At 64.6% G+C, this 20026-nt stretch carries 14 protein-coding genes; 6 read left to right on the top strand and 8 right to left on the bottom strand.

The features are described from left to right. Positions 1-21: 21 nt before the first annotated feature. Entirely contained in the window at positions 22-426 is a 405-nt protein-coding gene (locus IPQ13_00730) for a cobalamin B12-binding domain-containing protein (protein MBL0209432.1), read from the bottom strand. Positions 427-643: 217 nt separating this feature from the next. On the opposite strand from IPQ13_00730, the gene gdhA reads away from it, so the two are divergent. Together gdhA and IPQ13_00740 are read left to right on the top strand one after the other, a co-directional pair. Beyond that, positions 644-1993: an NADP-specific glutamate dehydrogenase gene (gene gdhA / locus IPQ13_00735; protein MBL0209433.1), complete on the top strand. Its 1350-nt coding sequence runs from the start codon at positions 644-646 to the stop codon at positions 1991-1993. A gap of 176 nt (positions 1994-2169) precedes the next feature. Next, positions 2170-5175 carry a hypothetical protein gene (locus IPQ13_00740; GenBank protein MBL0209434.1) on the top strand — a complete coding sequence of 1002 codons (3006 nt, stop codon included), beginning with the start codon at positions 2170-2172 and terminating at the stop codon, positions 5173-5175. A gap of 25 nt (positions 5176-5200) precedes the next feature. On the opposite strand, the gene rocD is transcribed toward IPQ13_00740, so the two are convergent. After that, positions 5201-6412, bottom strand: coding sequence for an ornithine--oxo-acid transaminase (gene rocD, locus IPQ13_00745; protein MBL0209435.1), 1212 nt, complete (start codon positions 6410-6412; stop codon positions 5201-5203). A gap of 283 nt (positions 6413-6695) precedes the next feature. On the opposite strand from rocD, the gene IPQ13_00750 reads away from it, so the two are divergent. Continuing rightward, positions 6696-8546, top strand: coding sequence for an aldehyde dehydrogenase family protein (locus IPQ13_00750; GenBank protein ID MBL0209436.1), 1851 nt, complete (start codon positions 6696-6698; stop codon positions 8544-8546). A 326-nt stretch (positions 8547-8872) separates the two neighbouring features. Here the strand turns inward: IPQ13_00750 and IPQ13_00755 are convergent, their stop codons facing one another. Genes IPQ13_00755 through IPQ13_00770 form a run of 4 tightly spaced genes read right to left on the bottom strand, consistent with a single transcriptional unit; the run spans position 8873 to position 12517 of the window. Then, positions 8873-9847, bottom strand: a complete 975-nt coding sequence (locus IPQ13_00755) for a thiamine pyrophosphate-binding protein (GenBank protein MBL0209437.1) — start codon at positions 9845-9847, stop codon at positions 8873-8875. Beyond that, the gene (locus IPQ13_00760) at positions 9730-10587 is read right to left on the bottom strand and encodes a thiamine pyrophosphate-binding protein (protein MBL0209438.1); all 858 of its coding nucleotides are present in this window, start codon (positions 10585-10587) and stop codon (positions 9730-9732) included. Before IPQ13_00760 ends, IPQ13_00755 begins: the two co-directional genes overlap by 118 nt. Continuing rightward, positions 10578-12077 carry a GMC family oxidoreductase gene (locus IPQ13_00765; protein MBL0209439.1) on the bottom strand — a complete coding sequence of 500 codons (1500 nt, stop codon included), beginning with the start codon at positions 12075-12077 and terminating at the stop codon, positions 10578-10580. Before IPQ13_00765 ends, IPQ13_00760 begins: the two co-directional genes overlap by 10 nt. Continuing rightward, positions 12074-12517 (bottom strand): hypothetical protein, encoded by a 444-nt coding sequence (locus IPQ13_00770; GenBank protein MBL0209440.1) that lies wholly within the window; start codon positions 12515-12517, stop codon positions 12074-12076. The genes IPQ13_00765 and IPQ13_00770 overlap by 4 nt, the downstream gene beginning before the upstream one ends. A 140-nt stretch (positions 12518-12657) precedes the next feature. Here IPQ13_00770 and IPQ13_00775 point away from each other — a divergent pair, with 140 nt between their 5' ends. After that, the gene (locus tag IPQ13_00775; protein MBL0209441.1) at positions 12658-15900 is read left to right on the top strand and encodes an SMP-30/gluconolactonase/LRE family protein; all 3243 of its coding nucleotides are present in this window, start codon (positions 12658-12660) and stop codon (positions 15898-15900) included. A 31-nt stretch (positions 15901-15931) separates the two neighbouring features. Here the strand turns inward: IPQ13_00775 and IPQ13_00780 are convergent, their stop codons facing one another. Both IPQ13_00780 and IPQ13_00785 read right to left on the bottom strand, forming a co-directional pair. Next, entirely contained in the window at positions 15932-17605 is a 1674-nt protein-coding gene (locus tag IPQ13_00780; protein ID MBL0209442.1) for a protein kinase, read from the bottom strand. A 30-nt stretch (positions 17606-17635) separates the two neighbouring features. Beyond that, on the bottom strand, positions 17636-18358 hold the full coding sequence (locus IPQ13_00785) for a hypothetical protein (GenBank protein MBL0209443.1): 723 nt from the start codon (positions 18356-18358) through the stop codon (positions 17636-17638). Between the two features lie 196 nt (positions 18359-18554). Between IPQ13_00785 and IPQ13_00790 the strand changes: the two genes are divergently transcribed. Beyond that, positions 18555-18887, top strand: a complete 333-nt coding sequence (locus IPQ13_00790; protein ID MBL0209444.1) for a hypothetical protein — start codon at positions 18555-18557, stop codon at positions 18885-18887. A 197-nt stretch (positions 18888-19084) separates the two neighbouring features. Then, positions 19085-19606 carry a hypothetical protein gene (locus IPQ13_00795; protein ID MBL0209445.1) on the top strand — a complete coding sequence of 174 codons (522 nt, stop codon included), beginning with the start codon at positions 19085-19087 and terminating at the stop codon, positions 19604-19606. Positions 19607-20026: the final 420 nt, after the last annotated feature.

Here is a 20026-nt window from a genome sequence, read left to right on the forward strand (position 1 = left end):
CCGGGCGGGTTTTTCGTCCGGTCAGCCCCGTGCGGCCACTTCCCGCCGGATGAATTCGACCACGTCTTCGGTATTGGTGCCGGGCTGGAAGATCTCGCGGACACCCTGGGCCTTCAGGGCGGGAATGTCCTCGTCGGGAATGATTCCGCCGGCGAACACCAGCACATCTTCGGCCCCTTGGGCTTGCAACAGGCGGATGATTTCGGGGAAAAGCTGGTTGTGGGCGCCGCTCAGGATGCTGAGGCCCAGCACGGCGGCGTCCTCCTGCACCACCGCAGCGGCGATCTGGGCGGGCGTCTGGCGCAGGCCCGTGTAGATCACTTCCATGCCCGCGTCCCGCAGCGCCCGGGCGATGACTTTGGCGCCCCGGTCGTGGCCATCCAGGCCGGGCTTGGCGATGACAACGCGGATGGGGGCTTGGGACACGGTGACTCCAGGACTGCCAATCTTGAGTGTGCCCCAGGGCTTACTTGTGATGCCAATCAAGAAATGAAACGGTACAGTTCTCTAGTCCGGTATCGGCTGTCGTCTAAGTCGTCCATCGCCCTTAAGATTTAGTGGTGGGGCACATCACGCCCTTCGTGCGGATCCCCGCCTTGTTGGAGCTTCTGCTCCGCCTCGACACCTTCCACAAGGAGAAACCATGAGCCAGTACGTCGATGAAGTCCTTGAAGGCCTGAAAAGGCGGGCTCCGTGGGAAACGCTGTTCATCCAGGCGGCCACCGAAATCCTCCACTCCCTGGCCCCGGTGCTGGACAAGGAACCCAAGTACAAAAAGAACGCGATCCTGGAGCGCATCGTGGAACCGGAGCGCACCATCTGCTTCCGCGTGCCCTGGGTGGACGACAAGGGCCAGATCCACATCAACAACGGCTGGCGCGTGCAGTTCAACAGCGCCATCGGCCCCTACAAGGGAGGCATCCGCTTCCATCCCAACGTCACCATGGACACCCTGAAATTCCTGGGCTTCGAGCAGACCTTCAAGAACAGCCTCACCGGCCTGCCCATGGGCGGCGGCAAGGGCGGCTCCAACTTCGATCCCAACGGCAAGTCCGACGCCGAAGTCATGCGGTTCTGCCAGTCCTTCATGATGGAGCTGTGGCGGCATATCGGACCCAACACGGATGTCCCCGCCGGCGACATCGGCGTGGGCGGGCGCGAAGTCGGCTACCTCTTCGGCATGTACAAGAAGCTGCGCAACGAGTTCACCGGCGTGCTGACGGGCAAGGGCCAGTACTGGGGCGGCAGCCTCATCCGTCCCGAAGCCACCGGCTTCGGCATCGTGTATTTCGCCGAGGAAGTCCTGAAGACCAAGGGCGAAAGCATGAAGGGCAAGAAGGTCGCCGTCTCCGGCTTCGGCAACGTCGCCTGGGGCGCGGTCCAGAAGGCCAACGATCTCGGCGCCAAGGTCGTCACCATCTCAGGTCCCGACGGCTACATCTACGATGCGGACGGTATCTCCGGCGAGAAGATCCAGTACATGGAGGAGATGCTCCGCATCGACCGCATGAGCGTCGCCCCCTTCGCGAGCAAGTTCAAGACCGCTGCGTTCCACGAAGGCAAGCGCCCTTGGGAGCAGGTCGTCGACGTGGCGCTGCCCTGCGCCATCCAGAACGAGCTCAACCTGGACGAGGCCAAGCTGCTGATGGCCAATGGCTGCCAAGCCGTGGTGGAAGGCTCCAACATGTCCAGCACGCTGGAAGCGGTGGAATTCTTCCAGGCCAACGGCCACAAGATCCTCTTCTCCCCCGGCAAGGCCTCCAATGCCGGCGGCGTGGCCACCTCGGGCCTCGAGATGAGCCAGAACTCCATGCGCCTGGGCTGGACCCGGGAGGAAGTGGACGCCCGCCTGCACCAGATCATGGTCAACATCCACACCTCCTGCGTGGAGGCGGCCGCGCGCTTCGGCACTCCTGGCAACTACGTGAACGGCGCCAATATCGCAGGCTTCATCAAGGTGGCCGATTCCATGATCGACCAAGGCTTGGTCTGAACCCTGGCCGGCAAATAGGAAAAGGGAGGACCGGCAGCGGTCCTCCCTTTCTTATTCTCTTCAAGAAGCTCGGTTCCTTGGCCCCTTCCTGTTCCCAGGCTGGCGCATCGTACACTTCCAGTTCGCCCCGGCCACGGGGTGATCCGACGTGCCGATGCTCCTGACGAGGCTTTCTGATGATCAACCGTGAATTCAACGAGATCTTCCGGAAATACAAATCCGACAAGGAGATCTTCCACGACCTGATGCCCCTCCGGGCGCGGGAGATCCTGCTGGTGGCCCCGGCCTTCGATGCCTTCACGCTGGAGCAGGACGGCCTGCTGACCGAGATCCTCTTCGAAGGCTACTACCAGCTCAACATGAGCAACCCTCCGCGCGTGACCAATGTGTCCACCTGCGACGAGGCCCTGGAGAAGATCTCCAGCCGCCATTTCGACATGATCATCGTCATGAGCCGGCTCGGGCAGGCGGGCCACATCGAACTCTCCCGCGCCCTTAGGCAGGCGGATTCCAGGATCCCCATCTACCTGCTGCTCAACGACAACGTGGAAGTCGGCATCATGGACCGGCGGCGCCATGAGTTCCTGCAGCACTACGACCAGATCTTCGTGTGGAACGGGAATCCCGAGATCTTCATGGCCATGGTCAAGTTCATGGAGGACCGGAGCAACGTCCTCAATGACACCGCTGTGGGGCTCACGCGGGTGATCCTGCTGGTGGAGGACAGCATCCGCTACTACTCCCGCTACCTGCCCATCCTCTACAGCGAGATCCTGAAGCAGACCACGCGGCTGGCCAAGGACCGGACCATCGACGGGATGTCCCGGTCGCTGTCCATGCGGGTGCGGCCCAAGGTTCTGCTGGCGACCTCCTACGAGGAGGCGATGGCCTTCTGCGACAAGTTCCAGGAGTACCTGCTCTGCGTCATCTCGGACCGCAAATTCCCCAAGGACGGCGTCCTGGACCGGGAAGCGGGGGTCAAGCTGATCCGGGCCCTGAAAGAGCGGAATCCGGAACTTCCGACCGTGCTGCAATCCTCCGATCCGGTGAAGGAGGCCTGGGCGAGGGCCCTGAAGAGCGACTTCCTGAACAAGAATTCCTACACCCTGGGCGCCGAGCTTTCCCGCTTCTTCTATGACCGCCTGGGCTTCGGGGATTTCGTTTTCCGCGACGAATCCGGCCGGGAGATCACCCGCGCGGTGGACATGGACGACCTGCGGGAGAAGCTGCGCGACCTCCCGGTGGAATCCCTGATCTACCACGCTTCCCGGAACCACTTCTCGGCCTGGATCATGGCCCGCGGCGAGGTGCAGGTGGCGCAGGTGCTGGCGCGCTTCCGCATCGACGACTATCGCGATCCCGAGGAGATGCGCACCTTCCTGATGAATGTCGGGGACTACGTGCACCGCATGAAATCCCGCGGAAAGGTCGTCCCGCTCACGGAATCCACACCCGCCGAAGAACTCAACATCCTGCGCCTCGCAGCCGGATCCATGGGGGGCAAGGGCCGCGGCGTGGCCTACACCCACTCGCTGCTCTCCCGCATCGACCTGGCGGGCCTGCTGCGGGAAGCCAACATCCGCATCCCCCGCTCGGCGGTCATCGGAACCGAGGAATTCACGTCCTTCCTGGACCGGAACGATCTGCGGGCGCTGCTCCAACAGAGCGAGGACGACGGCGCCATCAAGCAGCGGTTCCTGGATGGATCGCTAACTCCTGAATTAATGGACAAAATCCGCCTTTATTTGGGCAAGCACGCAAAGTATCCGTTGGCCGTGCGCTCCTCGGGGCTCATGGAGGACAGCCTTTCCCATCCGTTCGCCGGGCTCTACAGCACCTTCTTCCTGCCCAACAACGACCCGGATCCGGCGGTGCGGGAGGCACAGCTCTGCGAGGCCATCAAGCTGGTGTACGCCTCGGTCTACTCCAAGGCCTCCCGCAGCTACTTCCAGGCCATCGACTACAAGATCGAGGAAGAACAGATGGCGGTGCTGGTCCAGGAGGTGGTCGGGAGCAGCTTCGGGAATCATTTCTATCCCCATATTTCCGGCGTGGCCCAGTCTTTCAACTACTACCCCGTGGCCTACACTCAACCCCAGGACGGCATCGCGACCATCGCCGTGGGGCTCGGCAAGTATGTGGTGGACGGCGAGCGGGCCTACCGGTTCGCGCCGCCCTATCCCGAAATGGACATGCTCCCGCCCAAGGAACAGCTCCGCACCACCCAGAAGCATTTCTACGCCCTGGACATGAGCCGCACCGTGCTGGATCTCCCGAGCGGAGAAGATGCCACGCTCATCAGCCTGGACATCAGGACCGCGGAACAGGATGGTGCGCTCCGGCACTGCGCCTCGGTCTGGGACAACAATGACGACCGGATCCGCGACGGCCTGGAGGTTCCGGGGCCGCGGATCGTGAATTTCCGGAACATCCTCAAGTACGATTCGTTTCCCCTGGCGCGGATCCTCAAACAATCCCTGGACCTCATCCGCGAGGCCATGGAAACGCCCGTGGAGATCGAATTCGCGATCAACCTGGATCCCGATCCCCAGAATGGAAGACCCACCTTTTGCCTTTTGCAGATCAAGCACCAGCTTGTGGATGGGGGCGATGTGAACCTCATCGCCTCAGAGCTGGACCCCGCCGACCTGTTCCTCTTCTCGGAGAAATGCGTGGGCAACGGCACCGTCGAGGGACTCCAGGACATCGTCTGGATCGATCCTGCAGGATTCGACAAATTCCACACACCCGAGCTGGCGGCCGGGCTGGAAAGGCTGAACGACCAGTTCCGCGCCCGCTCGGGCAAGTACGTGCTCCTCGGCCCCGGCCGCTGGGGCAGCAATGATCCGCACCTGGGGATTCCCATCGCCTGGTCGATGATCTCCTGCGCCCAGGTGATCGTGGAGTACGCCATGGAGAATTTCCAGGCGGATGCCTCCCTCGGATCCCATTTCTTCCACAACGTGACGTCGCTGAACATCGGCTATTTCACGGTGCCCTATCCCCGGGGATCCAGCCTGCTCGACTGGGATTGGCTGAGGCAGCAACCGGAAGTTTTCCGCCAGGGCTGCCTGGTGCACAGCCGCGTGGAAGCCCCCCTCCGCATCGTCATGGACGGACGCCGCAGCGCGTCCGCCATCTTCAAGCAGGCCCCGGCCCTTGTGAAGATGGACGAGGAATAGTTTCAGCCATTGTCGGCGATCCACATCACGCGAGGACTTCCGTCAACTGCTGCACGGCCCAATCGATCTGCTCCTTGGTGATGACCAGGGGCGGGGCCAGGCGGATGGTGTCCACGTGGGTGTCCTTGCAGAGCATTCCGCGGTCCTTCAGCAGGTAGCAGTATTTCCGCGCGCCGCCGGCCTCGGGTTTCAGGTCCACGCCGGCCCATAGGCCGATGCAGCGGATCGCGCTGATCTTGTCCTTGGGGATGGCTTCGAGCTTCGCCTTCAGGTGGGCGCCAAGCTCCGCGGCGCGTTCCACGAGCTTCTCGTCCATCAGCACGTCGAGCGCGGCCCCGGCCACGGCGCAGGCCAGGGGATTGCCGCCGTAGGTGGAGCCATGGATGCCCGGCGTGAAGACATCCATCACCTCATCCGAGGACAGGAAGGCCGACACCGGGTACAGGCCGCCGGAAAGCGCCTTGCCGATGGTGATGCCGTCGGGGCGGATGCCTTCGTGCTCGAAGGCGAACAGCTTGCCGGTGCGGCCCAGGCCTGATTGGATCTCGTCGAGGATCAGCAGAATGTTGTTGGCGGTGCAGAGTTCGCGTAGGCCTTTGAGGTAGCCTTTGGGGGGAATCACGACGCCCGCCTCGCCCTGGATGGGTTCCACGAACACCGCGCAGGTGTTGGGCGTGATGGCGGCCTTCACCGCCTCCAGGCTGCCGTACTCGACGACCGCGAAGCCCGGCGTGAAGGGCCCGAAGCGGCTGGTGCTGTCGGGATCCGTGCTGAAACCCACGATGGTGGTGGTGCGGCCGTGGAAATTCCCCGAGGCCACGATGATCTCGGCCTTGGGGTACTCGATGCCCTTCTTGTCGTAGCCCCACTTGCGCATGGCCTTGAGGGCGGTCTCGACGGCCTCGGCGCCGCTGTTCATGAGCAGGGCCTTGTCAAAACCTGTCAGTTTGCAAAGTTTTTCGAGCAGCGCCGGGAACTGGTCGTTGCGGAAGGCGCGGCTGGTGAGCGCCAGCTTCTGCACCTGGTCGATCATGGCCTTGGCGATGCGCGGGTGGTTGTGGCCCTGGTTCACCGCCGAATAGGCCGCCAGGAAATCCATGTACTTCTTGCCGTCCACGTCTTCGAGAAAGACCCCCTCGCCCCGCGTGCAGACCACGTCCAGGGGGGAATAGTTGTGCGCGCCGTAACGGGTTTCCAGCTCGATCAGTTCGAGCGCTTTCGAGGTCGCGGTGGACATGGCCGCCTCCAAAAAAAAGGGAACAGTGACTGGATCAAAAAGCCCTTTCCGGACCAGAAACGGGCTTGCTTCCATTCTACGGGATCAAGAGCGCTATTGGGCTGTGACAAAGGTCGTTTCCTCCAACCTGTGAGCTTCGGCGTAAAAACCGGGCCGGGACGACCGGCGGGGCGGAACGTCCTCCATTCCATCCCCTGCATCCCTGTTAAAAATAAAACCTGATTATCCCCCAACCTCAGCCAGTCGTTTTTCAAGATCAAAAGTTCATCCACAGATTCCACAGATGACACAGATTTACAAGTGCCGTCGGCCCGGAAGGAGTCATCATCCCCCTTCTGCTCCGCATGGGCCAACCGGTTTTCAGGGCGGCGGCGGACTCGCGCCTTTGGTGCGGAAGCGCCGCCGCCCTGAAAACCCGCCCGACGAAGTCGCGCGGCCCCGGCCAAGCCGGGGCGGCCCATGCTACTTGCCGGGAGCGGGCTTCATTTCTCCACGATCCGCGTTATTCAATCTGTGTAATCGGTGGAATCTGTGGATTCAAAGTCCCTTTCTCGCATTGTCGTCAAACCATTCCAAGCTGAGGTTCGGGGATCGCCAGGAAATCCTAATAAAGAGGGATGAAGGGGATGAAGACAAGCCAACCTCGGTCAACCAAACACTCCAGCTATCCTGGAACGAACCCAATGTCGGAGGCCCTGTGGATCCAGCATCCAATATTCCACCCGCTGAATTCCTCCGCGCCAACGTGCAGGCTGTCTTTGCCCGCCAGCAGGAAGCACGGTGGCGCATCGCTGCGACGGATACGGAAGAGCGCAAGGCCAAGCTGCGCCGGCTGCTCGATGCCCTCATGGAGCGCCGTGGCGAGGCCCAGGCAGCGCTGGCGGCGGACTTCCGCAAGGCGCCGGGGGAGGTGGACCTCACGGAACTGTACCCGGTGATCTGCGAAATCAAGGATGCGCTGCGGAACCTGGGCCGGTGGATGAAGCCCCGGCGGGTGCCGGCTCCACTGGCACTGCTGGGCAGCGCGGGCACGATCCGCCAGGAGCCCAAGGGCGTGGTGCTCATCATCAGCCCCTGGAATTACCCCATCAATCTGACGCTGGGCCCCCTGGTGTCGGCCATCGCCGCGGGCAATTGCGCCATGCTGAAACCCTCGGAGCATACGCCGCACACCACTGCCTTCATCCAACGGCTGCTGGGCGATCTATTCCCGGAGCACGAAGTCGCCGTGGTGGAGGGCGACGCCGAGGCCGCCCGGGCGCTGCTGGAATTGCCCTTCGACCACATCTTCTTCACGGGGAGCCCCGCCGTCGGCAAGCTGGTCATGGGCGCCGCGGCGCTGAACCTGGCCTCCGTGACCCTGGAACTGGGCGGGAAGTCTCCCGTGCTGGTGGACGCGGACGCGGATCTACGCGAAGCCGCGCGCAAGATCGCCTGGGGCAAGTTCCTGAACGCCGGGCAGACCTGCATCGCGCCGGACTACGTGCTGGCCCACGCAGGCATCCACGACCGCCTGGTGCAGGAACTCAAGCTCGCGGTGGAGTCCTTTTATGGCGCCGACGCGGCGGCATGGAAGCAGAATCCTGATTTGCCCCGGATTGTGAACGCGGGCCACCACGCTCGGCTTAAAGCCGTTCTCGAGGCGGCCGGAGGAAAGGTGGCGGTGGGCGGCGAAGTTGATTCCGCCGAGAACTACATGGCGCCATCCATCCTCACCGACATCGCGCCGGATTCCCCGGTCATGCAGCAGGAGATCTTCGGACCGATCCTGCCGGTCCTGAAAGTGGCGGACATGGACGAGGCCGTGCGCTTCGTGAACGCGCGCCCCAAGCCCTTGGCGCTGTACGTTTTCAGCGGCGACCGGAGGGCCGCGGAGTCCCTGCTTTCGCGGACCACCTCAGGCGGCGCCTGCATCAACGACACGGTCCTGCATTTCGCGCACATGGGCCTGCCGGGCGGCGGCATCGGCAACTCCGGGTTCGGGAAGGCCCACGGGCATTTCGGCTTCGAAGCCTTCTCCAACGCCCGCGGCGTGCTGCGCCAGCGTACGCGCTTCTCGGCCATCCAGTGGATGTATCCGCCCTACACGTCGCGGGTGCGGAAGCTGATCGATCTGACGCTGAAATATTTCTAGTCCGGCGGCATCAATCGAAAAATAAAAAACTCACCGCCAAGACGCCAAGACGCCAAGACGCCAAGAGCGCCAAGAAAAGCCTCTAGCAAGTCGTATAAAATACGATTAATCGTTTGCAAAACCTAAATCGCCTTACCCAACGGTGTTTTTAACGGCCTAAAATTGCTCGGCGCTTCCGCGAGAAAATTTGGAGCCGAAATCAAGATTGCTAGGGATTCTAGGTATTGGTGCCACCGCGGGCGCAAGACGTACAAAAACCTTGTGTTCTGCTTTTCTTGGCGTCTTGGCGGTGAATCTGTATTTTTAACGGCCAACGGTCACAACGTTCACTCGAAGAGCTTCCTGCCCACCGCCCGTCCCACGAAGCGGATGCGGTCCATCCAAGGGAGGCGGCCCAGGGTCGTCCGGACCACGCCCTTGGTGAAGAAGGTCTTCCGGGAGTAGTCGATGGCCACGTCGATGGCCACGGGACGGCCTTCCGACAGGATCGCTTTGGCTCGATCCAGGACCGGCGCGATGTCCGCATCCGTTTTGAGCTGCAGGCATTCGACGCCGGTCCCTGCGGCGATGGCCGCCAGATCGTAGTCCGGGAGTTCGCTGCAGGCCTTCCGGTTGTAGGCGACGCCCTGGAACTGCGCGATCTGCGCCAGCTCCCGGTCCCGCAGCACCAGGAAGGCCGCGGCCACGCCCTGGCTTGCGGCGGTGAGCAGTTCGAGGCCCGTCATCAGGAAGGCGCCGTCCCCCGCCAGGGCGGCCACGGGGACCTCCGGGCAGGCCAGCTTCGCGCCGATGGCCGCAGGCACGGAATAGCCCATGCAGGAGTAGTCCATGGGGCCGAGCAGCCGGCCGGGTTTATCAAGTGTCAGACCTTCAATAGCTAAAAATGTTCCATTACCACTATCAGTTGTGAAAATGGTTTCTGGGCCGAAGAGCTCCTGCAGGCGCTTCAGCAGCCGTCCCGGCGACACGCCGGTTTCCGATGGCGACTGGATTTCGGCGGCGGCTTCGGCGCGGCCTGCGTGGATCCGGTTCCGGAGCTCGTCGCACTTGGCCCGGCCAGGAAGCATCGGCAGCAGCGCCCGCACGAACTGCGCCGAATCGCAGCAGACAGCGACATCCGCCGGGAAATTCCTTCCGGGCACACTCGGGTCGATGTCCACGTGCAGCAGGGGCGAGGGCGGGTTCAGCCCGTAGCTGCCGGTGGCCACTTCGCCGAAACGGCAGCCGATGGCGAGGGTCGCGTCGCAGTCCCCGCCACGGCCCGGGCGAAGGCGGGCGCGGCCGCCCCGAAGCCCGGCCACAAGAACAAAGGGTGGCTCTCGGGGAAGACGCCCTTGCCCTGGAAGGTGCTGGATACCGGCGCTTCCAGCTTTTCCGCCAGGGCGACCAGGTCGGCCCTGGCGCCGGCGGCGCCCAGCCCCACGTAGATCAGGGGACGCTTGGCCTTCGAAAGCAGTTCGGCGCATTGCTTCAGCAGATCCTGGGGGACCGGCGGGACCGTGGGCGGCACCTCCTGCCAGGGGGCCGAGGCGGGCTGCTGCAGCAGGTAGAGGTTTGCCGGTATTTCCACGAAGACCGGGCCCGGGCAGCCTTCCCGGGCCAGGCGGCAGGCGGCGCGGATGGTGCCGTAGATGTCCTCGCCACGCTCGGGGCGGAAGGTACCCTTCGTCACCGGCGCGGCCAGGGCCTGCTGATCCACGTCATGAAGCTGGTAAGCCTTCCCGGTGTCCCGCCGGATGCCGCAGCCCAGCACCAGCATCGGGACGCAATCCATGAAGGCCTCGGCGATGCCGGACATGGCATGGGTCAGCCCCGCCCCGGGCACGACGTTGACGCAGGCCATGGTGCCCGAAGCACGCCAGGCGGCGTCGGCCATGAAGGAGGCGCTCTGCTCGTCCGTCACCAGGACGGACCGCACGGATTTCGAGGTGGCGAGCAGGTCGTAAAGCTCGATGTTGTGGGTTCCGGGAATCCCGAACGCCAGGCGGATGCCTTCATCCTCCAGGGCCTTCAAAACGTGCGCCGCGCCGGTCATTGCCATGCCTTGTCCTCCAGCAGCTTTCCGGCCGCCCGGCCCGCGAGCGCCATGATCGTCAGGTAGGGATTGATCTCCAGCGAGTCGGGAAAGAGGCTCGCGTCGGCCACGCGCAGCCAGGGAATGCCATGCACGCGGCCATAGGAATCCGTCACGGAATCCGAGGGCCCTGAGCCCATGCCGCAGCCGCCCATCAGGTGCGCCGCCGATACGGAGATCTTGCCTTCCTTGAAATGCCGCCCGTGGATGCGTTCGTCGATGGCGGGCGCTTCATCCCGTTCCAGCAGGGGCGGATCGGCGGAGGGCGCGTGGACCCGCTGCGCCCCGGCGGCGAAAAAGATCCGCGCCGATGCGCGGGTGGCGCGGATGAGCGAGGCGACCACCTCGGGCGTGAAACGGTAGTGCACCACGGGCTTTCCCGTCCGGTCCACGGCGACCCGGTTGCCGGGCACCGCCTTGTCGCAGGCCAGGACGAGGATCATCTGCAGCCTCGGGAAGGCGTGCATCAGCTTCGAATGTGGCGCGCCGAACCCTGCCAGGTTCTTCGCGGTGGTGAAGGGGAAGTACATGCAGGTTTCCAACAGGAAGCCCTCTTCAACCGACCGGTCCAGGAAGAAGCTTTTCGGATGGCCCACATCGTTCGTGATGGGGCGGGCATGCTCGGCCGCCAGGATATGCGCGGGATGGCAGGTGAAGCCTTCGCCGACGCGCTTGGATAGGCCGGGAAGGTTGGAACGCAGGAGCAGCGCAGGCGTGCCGATGGCGCTTCCCGCCAGGACGATGGCGCCGGCCTTGATCCGGTACTCGCCGGGCGCCCATTCCGACGGAAGGCCCTTCGAGCCGGGCTTCTTCTCCTGGACCCGGACCAGGATGGCCCGTTCCTCGATCCGGAGCGCTTCGGCGCGAGTGACGACCTCGACCCCCGCGCGCTCGGCGGCCGGGAGCTGGACGCGGTGGGTGCCCTGCTTGGCGGCGTTGGGGCAGCCTAGGTTGCAGAGGCTCGAACCCTTGCAGCCGCGGACATTGATGGGGAACTGCTCGGCCTTGTAGCCGGCCTTTTCACAACCCTCGACGAATAATCGATTGTTTTCGTTCAATAAATCAGGTGGAAGCAGATGGACGCCGTTCTCCTCCGCGTATTTCCTGGCCCTGGATTCAAGATCCGAAAAATCGAGCCCAGGCACGCCCCATCCGCGGATCACCCGCTCCGGCGGCTGCATGGAAGTCCCCGTGTAGACCACCGTGGAGCCGCCGTAGGCTGAGCCGAAGGCGAGGGTCATGGTGCCTTCGGCGGTGAGGAAGCCGCCTTCCTCGGCGTAGAGGGAAGGGGCCATGGACAATTCGCGGCCGTCGAACTCGCTGTCGGCGAAGCGGGGGCCCTTCTCCAGCACCAGGACCTTCTTCCCGTCCCGCGCCAGCCCGCCGAGTTCTTCGGCGACGGTCCCGCCCCCGGCGCCGGAGCCGACGATCACCACATCGTATTGCCGCTCGATCATCTAGGCGCCTCCCAGCCGCGCGGATCGGCGCGGTAGCCGGTTTCCGCCCGCCCTTCCTCGCGGCCGTAGTAGCCCATGAAGATCAAGGTCCGCAGGCCCCAGAAGCCCCGCCGCAGCAGCAGCAGCGGGGCATCCTGGATGCCCAGCAGGAAGGCGTTGCGCCGGGCCGCATCGAGCCCCTGGAAGGTCCTCCCGTACCGGAAGACCGGCAGCAGATCCAGGGCCCGGACGAAGAGCGCCAACTGGCGGCGGAGGCCCGCGGGGCGGGATTCCAGCGCCTGCGCGATGATTTGCTCCAATTCGGTCCAGCCCTGTTCATCCAGCCGGACCGCTTCGGGCACGACGGTGGCTGCCACGGACCGGAATACCTGGCGGACGGAATCGAAGGGCGAGGACGGCATGAGGCAGGGTAGGCCGTTTTGCGGAAAAAATCTCGCCATGAGTTCGGCCCTCCGGCCGCCGGGGGGCCGCGGAGCCGTGGCCGGGCTCAAGTTGCGGATTCGTGCGGGCCTGTTTCTGTTGTAAACTGGAGCGCTTGGTCCGGCTGGGTATCGGCCGACTGCCGTCTCTCGGAGTCCGAATGTCCTTCCGTCGGGTTTGCCTGCTCCTCGCCACCGCGTCCGGCCTCGGATTGGCCCTGTCCTGCGGCGGAGATGCGGGGACGCCGCCTCCGGTGCCGGTGCTCCTGTCCATCAACCCCACCACGGCGCAGGTGACCGCAGGCGACACCCTCCAGTTCTCGGCGACGGTCACCGGCTCCCAGAACACGGGCGTGACCTGGTCGGTGGTGGAAGCCACCGGCGGTTCCATCAATCCTGCCGGGCTCTACACGGCTCCTGAAACGCCGGGCTCCTTCCACGTGGTGGCCACCAGCCAGATTTCCAACACGCTCACCGCCACCGCGCTCGTCGGCGTGCAGGCCAAGCCCGTCATCACGCTCTTCTCGGCCTCCCCGGCCACCGTGAACGCGGGCGAATCCAGCCTGCTCCAGATCGCCTACACCGGCGGATACGGCATCATCGACAATGGCGTCGGCGCCGTCACCAGTGGGGACAATGCCAGGGTCGTCCCGGCGGCGACCACGACCTACACGCTGTCCGTGACGAACCTCATCGGCAGCAAGGCCACCCGCACCGCGACGGTCACGGTGCTCACGCAGCCTGCGATCACGTCGTTCACAGCGACGGCGAACCCCATGACCCTGGGTTCGGGCACGCAACTGAGGCCCGTTTTTTCCGGGGGCACCGGCGCCGTGGACCAGGGCGTCGGAGCCGTCGCCAGCGGCGCCGCGATCCCGGTGAATCCAGCGGCCACTACGACCTACACGCTCACCGTGGCCAATGCGCTGGGCGCGTCGGTGACGCTACCCCTGACCCTGACGGTCGTCCCGGCCCCGGCCATCACCAGCTTCGCGGCCGTCTCCCCCACCATTTCCGTGGGCGGGAGCACCCGCTTGCTCGGCATCTTCGCCAACGGGACGGGATCGGTGGACAAGGGCGTCGGCGCAGTCGCCAGCGGGACGCCCTCGGCGGTCGTGAGTCCCGCGGCCACCACCACCTACACCCTGACGGTCACCAATGCCGCCGGGGCCCAGGCCACCCGCACCGCCACCGTCACCGTCACGAACGGTCCGGCCATCACCTCGTTCACGGCGAACCACACCCAGGTGGATTTTGGCCAGACCGCCACGCTGCAATGGACCTTCACCGGAAATCCGACCTCACTGACGCTCGATGGCGTCGACGTGCTCAGCGGCCCCGCCAGCAAGGTGGTGAACCCCAGGCGCCGCCAGACCTACACCCTGGTGGCCACCAACGCCCAGGGCACCAACACGGCCCAACTCACCATCACCGCCCGGGGGCTGGATGTCTTCGCCGGGAACATCGGCGGTCCCGGCTCCCTGGATGGCACCGGAACCTCCGCCCAGTTGAACCAGCCCTTCTCGGGGGTCTCGGATCCGGCGGGGAACGTCTATTTCTGCGATACGGAGAACCACTCGATCCGCAAGGTCACGCCCGCCGGCGTGGTCACGACCTTCGCGGGGACCAGCGGCACGGCCGGGTACTCGGACGGAGTGTCCGTGTTCACGCTCTTCCGCAGGCCGAAGGGCATCTGCCGGGACGCGGCCGGCAATTTCTATGTGTCGGACACCGGGAACTACGTCATCCGGAAGATCGCCGCGGACGGCCAAGTCAGCACCATCGCAGGCTCGGCGCAGACGAACGGATTCCATGACGGGCAGGGCGCCGACGCGGTGTTCGACCTGCCCCAGGGCATCGCCGTGGACGCCAGCGGCAATCTCTTCGTGGCGGACTACAACAACCACGCCATCCGCCGCATCGATCCGGCCGGAAACGTCACGACCTTCGCGGGCCATGGGGGGCTCGCGGGGCAGACGGACGCCACCGGGACGGCCGCCTTCCTGTTCTGGCCCGTGGGCCTCGCCATGGATGGCAACTCGAATCTCTATGTCACCGAATTCGGCAACAGCACCATCCGCAAGATCACCTCCGGCGCCGTCGTGACCACCCTGGCGGGCAGCGCGCTCAATCCCGGAAGCCAGGATGGGACCGGCACGGCCGCGCGCTTCAACCAGCCGGCGGGCCTGTGCTTCGACCCGGCCGGGAACCTGATGGTGGCGGATATGGGCAACCACACCATCCGCAGGGTCACGTCCGCGGGCGTGGTGACCACCCCCGTCGGACAGGCGGGCGTGAGCGGATACGTGGACGCCAGCGCCAACCTAGCGACCTTCACGGCGCCGGGCGGCCTGGTGGCGCGGCCCGGAGGCACCCAATTGGTGCTCGACACCGGCAACGACCTGCTCCGGGTCATCTCGGTCGACGCGGCGGTGACCACCCTCGCGGGGACTCCGGTGCGCGCGGGATCCACGGACGGCGATCTCTCCCAGGCCCTGTTCTCCATGCCCCAGGGCCTGGCGGTGGGCGCCGACGGATCCGTCTACGTGGCGGACACCGGCAACCACACCATCCGGAAAATCAGCCCCGAAGGGCAGGTCACCACATTGGCCGGGCAGGCCGGGGTCCCCGGCGGGACCGATGGCGAGACCGGCGGGACCTTCAACGGTCCCCAGGCGCTGGCCGTGGACGGCGAGGGGAATGTGTACGTGGCCGATACGGGCAACCACGCCATCCGGGTCGTGTCCAGCCTCGGCGCGGTGCGGACCCTGGCGGGCAAGGCGGGCACGCCCGGCAGCGCCACCGGCCCGGGCGCCGATGCGCGCTTCGACACGCCCACCGGCATCGCCCTGGATGCGGCCGGCGCCGTGTACGTGGCCGACTCCAAGAACCATGTCATCCGCAAAGTGCTGAGCAATGGCACCACCACAACCTTCATCGGCGTTCCCAATGTCCAGGGCAACAACGACAACGCCTTCGGGCCGCCCCGGTTCTCCCTGCCCCAGGCCGTGGCCTTCAGCCCCGCCGGATTGCTCATCGCCGACACCGGGAACGGCACCATCCGCTCCGTCACGGCCGATGGCCAGTCCAGCACCCTCGCGGGGCTGCCGGGGCTGTTCGGCACCACCGACGGCCAGAGCTTCAACGCCCGGTTCAACGGCTCCTCCGGCCTGGCCGTGGACGCCGCGGGGGCGGCCTATGTCACGGACAAGCCCAGCCAGAGCATCCGGAAAGTGGCCGCGGATGGCACCACCACCACGCCCGTGGGCAACCTGGGCCGCGAAGGGATCCTCCTCGGCCTGCTGCCCGGCGGGCTTTTCAGGCCCCACGGCATCGCGGTGACGGCCCTGGGCGACGTGCTGGTGGTTTCCGGCAACGGCATCCTCCAGGTCACGGCGCCCTGAACAACTCCCGCGCCGGAACCCGCCCCTCGCCCTAGCGCCCGCGCTGCTTCGGCAGGGGGCTGAGGCGGATCAGTTCCGGGAAGGGGATGCCCGCATCCACCTCGGCCTCCCAGGGGATGTAGTTCTCGTGGATGATTTTCAAGTGGGAGGGACCCTCGGCCGGAATGCCGAGGTTCCGGATCGGCGACCAGCCCACGGGCTCGCCGTTCAGGAAAACCTGCGCCCCGGGCGGATCCGTGAGGATGGAAAGGACGTGCGGCGGCTTCTTCAGGACGGCTTTCACCGTGCTTTCGTCCGGCTGGACGGTCCGGCTCTGGGAGAGGTAGCCCTCCAGCTTGAACCGGAGCACCGGGCCGCGGCCCTTCAATTCCACCTGCTCCAGCGGCGTCTCGCCGAGCTTCTGTTCCCCGAGGTAGACCGTGGCGCCCGCGGGTTCGCTCAGGACCTGGATGGAGCGCGAGGGCTGCCAGAAGCCCCTGGAAAAATAGCCGCCCGCCCCGAGACCCCCCAGCAGCAGGATCACGAGCGCGGCCCTTCGCAGGCCCGGCCCGCGCTTTCCTGGCCGGCCCGGCGGGATCATGGGCAAGGTGGGCGCCGCAGCCGGAACGGCGGAGCCGTCCGTTTCCGCATGCGTTTCCTGGGAGACCTGGGCCAGCGCCACGGTGTCGGCGGAGATGGGCTCCGGCGTGGGATTCAGGCGCAGGGGATAGGTGGGCGGATCCGGAGCGCTTTGATGGGCCCTGGGATCCGTGCGGGTGGTGGTGGCCGCTTCCGGGGAGGACTCCGCAGGCGCCTGGGCCAGCGCCGGAATGGCATCGGAACTGGCCGGGAGGAAGATGAACGGCGAGGTGCTGGTGTTGGCGGCGTCCAGGCTGTCCAGCAGCTTGGACCGCTGCTCTGGATCCAGGGGCACGGCGCGGATCAGGGCCTCCATGAACAACGGCAGGCTCGGATACCGCTCCGCCGGATCCTTGTCGAGGGCCTTCAGGAAGACGGCCTTCAACTCCGGATCCAGATCCGGCGGAATCGTCGGGGGTTCGTGGACGATGCGGTAGAGCGTCGAGCCCACGCTGGAGGCCTGGTAGGGCAGGGCGCAGGTGAGGGCTTCGAAGGCCGTGACGGCGAAGGCGTAGCGGTCCGTGGCCGGCGAGGGGCTGCTGCCGGTCAGCAGCTCCGGAGCGGTGTAGGAAGGCGTGCCGAACAGCATCCCCTCGGCCGTGAGCCGGGAGTGGTCGCCCCGGGCCAGGCCGAAATCCATGAGCTTCAGGACGCCGGTCTGGCTCACCAGCATGTTTTCGGGTTTCACATCCCGATGCACGAAGCCCGCGAGCTGGGCCGCCTGCAGGGCCGACATGGCCTGCAGGAGCAGCCGCAGGATCTCGTCCGCCGGCAGCTCCATCCTGATGATATGGGCCAGGCTCGCGCCGGAGATGTACTCCATGGTGAGGAAGGGCCCCCACTCGGGATCCACGCCCACGTCGTAGACCGTGATGATGTTGGGATGGTTCAACTGCGCGCTGATCTCCGCCTCGCGCTTGAAGCGCTCGATGGTCTCGGCGGCGTTCCCGCTCTTCTCCTTCATGGTCTTGACGGCCACCGAGCGTTTCAGCAGGGGGTCCGTGGCCAGGTACACCACGCCCATGGAGCCCCGGCCGAGGGCGTATCCCACGTCGTAGCGGCCGATTTTCCGGGGTTCGGGGGTCATGGGGAGCCGGGGAAGGTCAGGGGGCGCGCTTCAGGCTTCAGCCTGGAGCCCGAACACGCGTTCGTAGGTGATCCAGTGGACCCCGAAGGTGATGGGCATGACGAGGAAGGCACCAACATAACAGAAGCATACGCCCACCAGGCTCAGGACGAAGGTCGCCAGACCCAGCCACGCCAGGCCCCAGATGTTGGCCCAGGCCGCGCGCAGGCTCAGCTTCACGGCTTCGAGGCCCTTCAGGCCGCGGTCGGCGATGAGGGGGAAGGTGAAGACGAAAAGCAGGTTGATGAGCACCGAGGCCAGCATGATCAGCAGGAAGGCCGCGACCCAGAGCAGGACCATCGCGGCCATGGTGCCCGCCTGGGCTTCGCGGGAGCCGCCCGAGGCGCCCATGGCCGCGAAAAAGCCCAGGAACAGGCCCGAGAACACCAGCGCCAGGATCAAGGGCACCACGATCACCAGGCTCGCCGCCATCATCAGCAGCGCGGCGATGAAGGATTCCAGGAAGCGGTCGAAGCCCTTGAACAGGGTCTCGAACTTCACCGGCTCCCCGCGCCCCTGGGCCTTGAAGCAGAGGTAGACGCCGCACATCATGGGCCCCAGCATCACCCCCATGGGCGCCAGCCCCCCCAGCAGCATCGCCACCAGCGTGATGCCCAGGAACATCCAGTACTGCCCCTTCACCCGCCCCCAGGCCTCGCCGATGTAGTCGATGGGGGAAATGGACACGCGGTTGAAGGGGATCGGCTCGGGCATGGCGGGCTCCTGCGACACAACCATAAAAGCATTACGCGGAGGAAGATGGGTTTTTCTCAGCTACGCTTTGTACTTCAGCCCCCAGGACAGCGATGTCATTGCATCCAAGGTTGCCCACATCTTCTGAGGCATTCAATAGAGGGGGACAACTTGTCCCCCTCCTTGGTCTGGAGTTCGAAACTCGATCGGAGCTGCCATGACGAATCAACCTGCATTCTTCGAGGGCCATGCCATCCGCCGCGTGTATGACGGAGCCGCAGATACTTGGCTTTTTTCGGTGATCGATGTCGTTCGAGTGCTCACCCAGCAGCCGGATTACCAAGTCGCCCGGAAGTACTGGAACAAACTGAAAGAGCGGCTGGGCAAAGAAGGAAGCCAACTGGTGACAGATTGTCACCAGTTGAAATTGCCCGCTGATGACGGGAAGCTCCGGCTCACGGACATGGCCAACGCGGAAACCCTGCCGATCATTCCTGCGAAGGCCACAGTGAAGAAGCCGGTCAAGAAACCACTATTCAAGAAAACCTAGCCAAAGCGTAGACTTACAGGGATTAATAACCAAAAAACTAAAACAATTTTAGCCACGGATGAACACGGATTAACACGGATGAAGACGAAGAAATTTTATTTTTCTCCGCTACCCTCCGCGCCTCCGCTGCCCTCCGCGTGGTGTAGTTTTTGTTATCCGTGTTCATCCGTGTTCATCTGTGGTTCCAGGAGGCTTGCATGTTCATCCTGTTTGGCCGATGGCACTTCGGGCGCAAGGCGGTGGCCTACCGCGCCGACTGGTGCACGGTCTGCGAACGGCGCATCGTCGCGCAGGCGATCCGGAGCTTCGACTGGTTCCACGTCTACCTGATCCCGCTCATCCCCTTGGGCCATTGGCGGCACTGGGAATGTCCCCACTGTGAGAAACAGCCGCACCTGAAAGGGACCGGGCTGCTGCAGGCCATCATCGTGGCGCTGCTCTTCCTGCCCTTCTTCCTTACCGCGATCCTCTACTGGACCATGTCGACCGCCGGAATGGATGGCGATAACGTCTGGATGATCCGGATCTTTCTCACGGTGATGTGCCTGGTCATGGGCTACTGGGCCTATGCCTACCAGCGCGACCCCAGCCTGAAGCAACGCCTGGCACAGATCGAACCCGCCAGCGAAACCGTCTGCGTGAACTGCGGGAGTGCGCTAAGGCCTTCGAAGCCGCCCTATTGCGAGAGGTGCCAGATGGAGAGGGTCTCGCTAGGGTAGGTGCCGGGAGTGGCATTCTCATTGGATTGAGGGGATGGTGGCTCCAAGATAAAAGCGCTACGCGGAGGGTAGCGGAGAAAAAGAGGAGGCAGCGGAGGAAATAGGGGTTTTCTCCGCTACCCTCCGCGCCTCCGCTACTCTCCGTGTGGTGTGGTTTTCTTTATCTGTGTTGATCTGTGTTCATCTGTGGTTCCAGGAGGCTTGCATGTTCATCCTGTTTGGCCGATGGAACTTCGGACCCAAGCCGGTGGCCTACCGCGACCATGGAAGGTGATATCTGGGTTCGTGGACAGAAAGTGTTGGTGCTAGTGTTGACGTTCCGGAGCCTTTGGTTTGATGACCTCTCACAACTTCACAAGAATTCGATTGTTAAATGTGGATCTAGTTATCTGCTCTTTACCTGATTCATCATCAACCTCG

The sequence above is a fragment of the Holophagaceae bacterium genome, assembly GCA_016720465.1.
In the GTDB taxonomy this organism is placed as follows: domain Bacteria; phylum Acidobacteriota; class Holophagae; order Holophagales; family Holophagaceae; genus JANXPB01.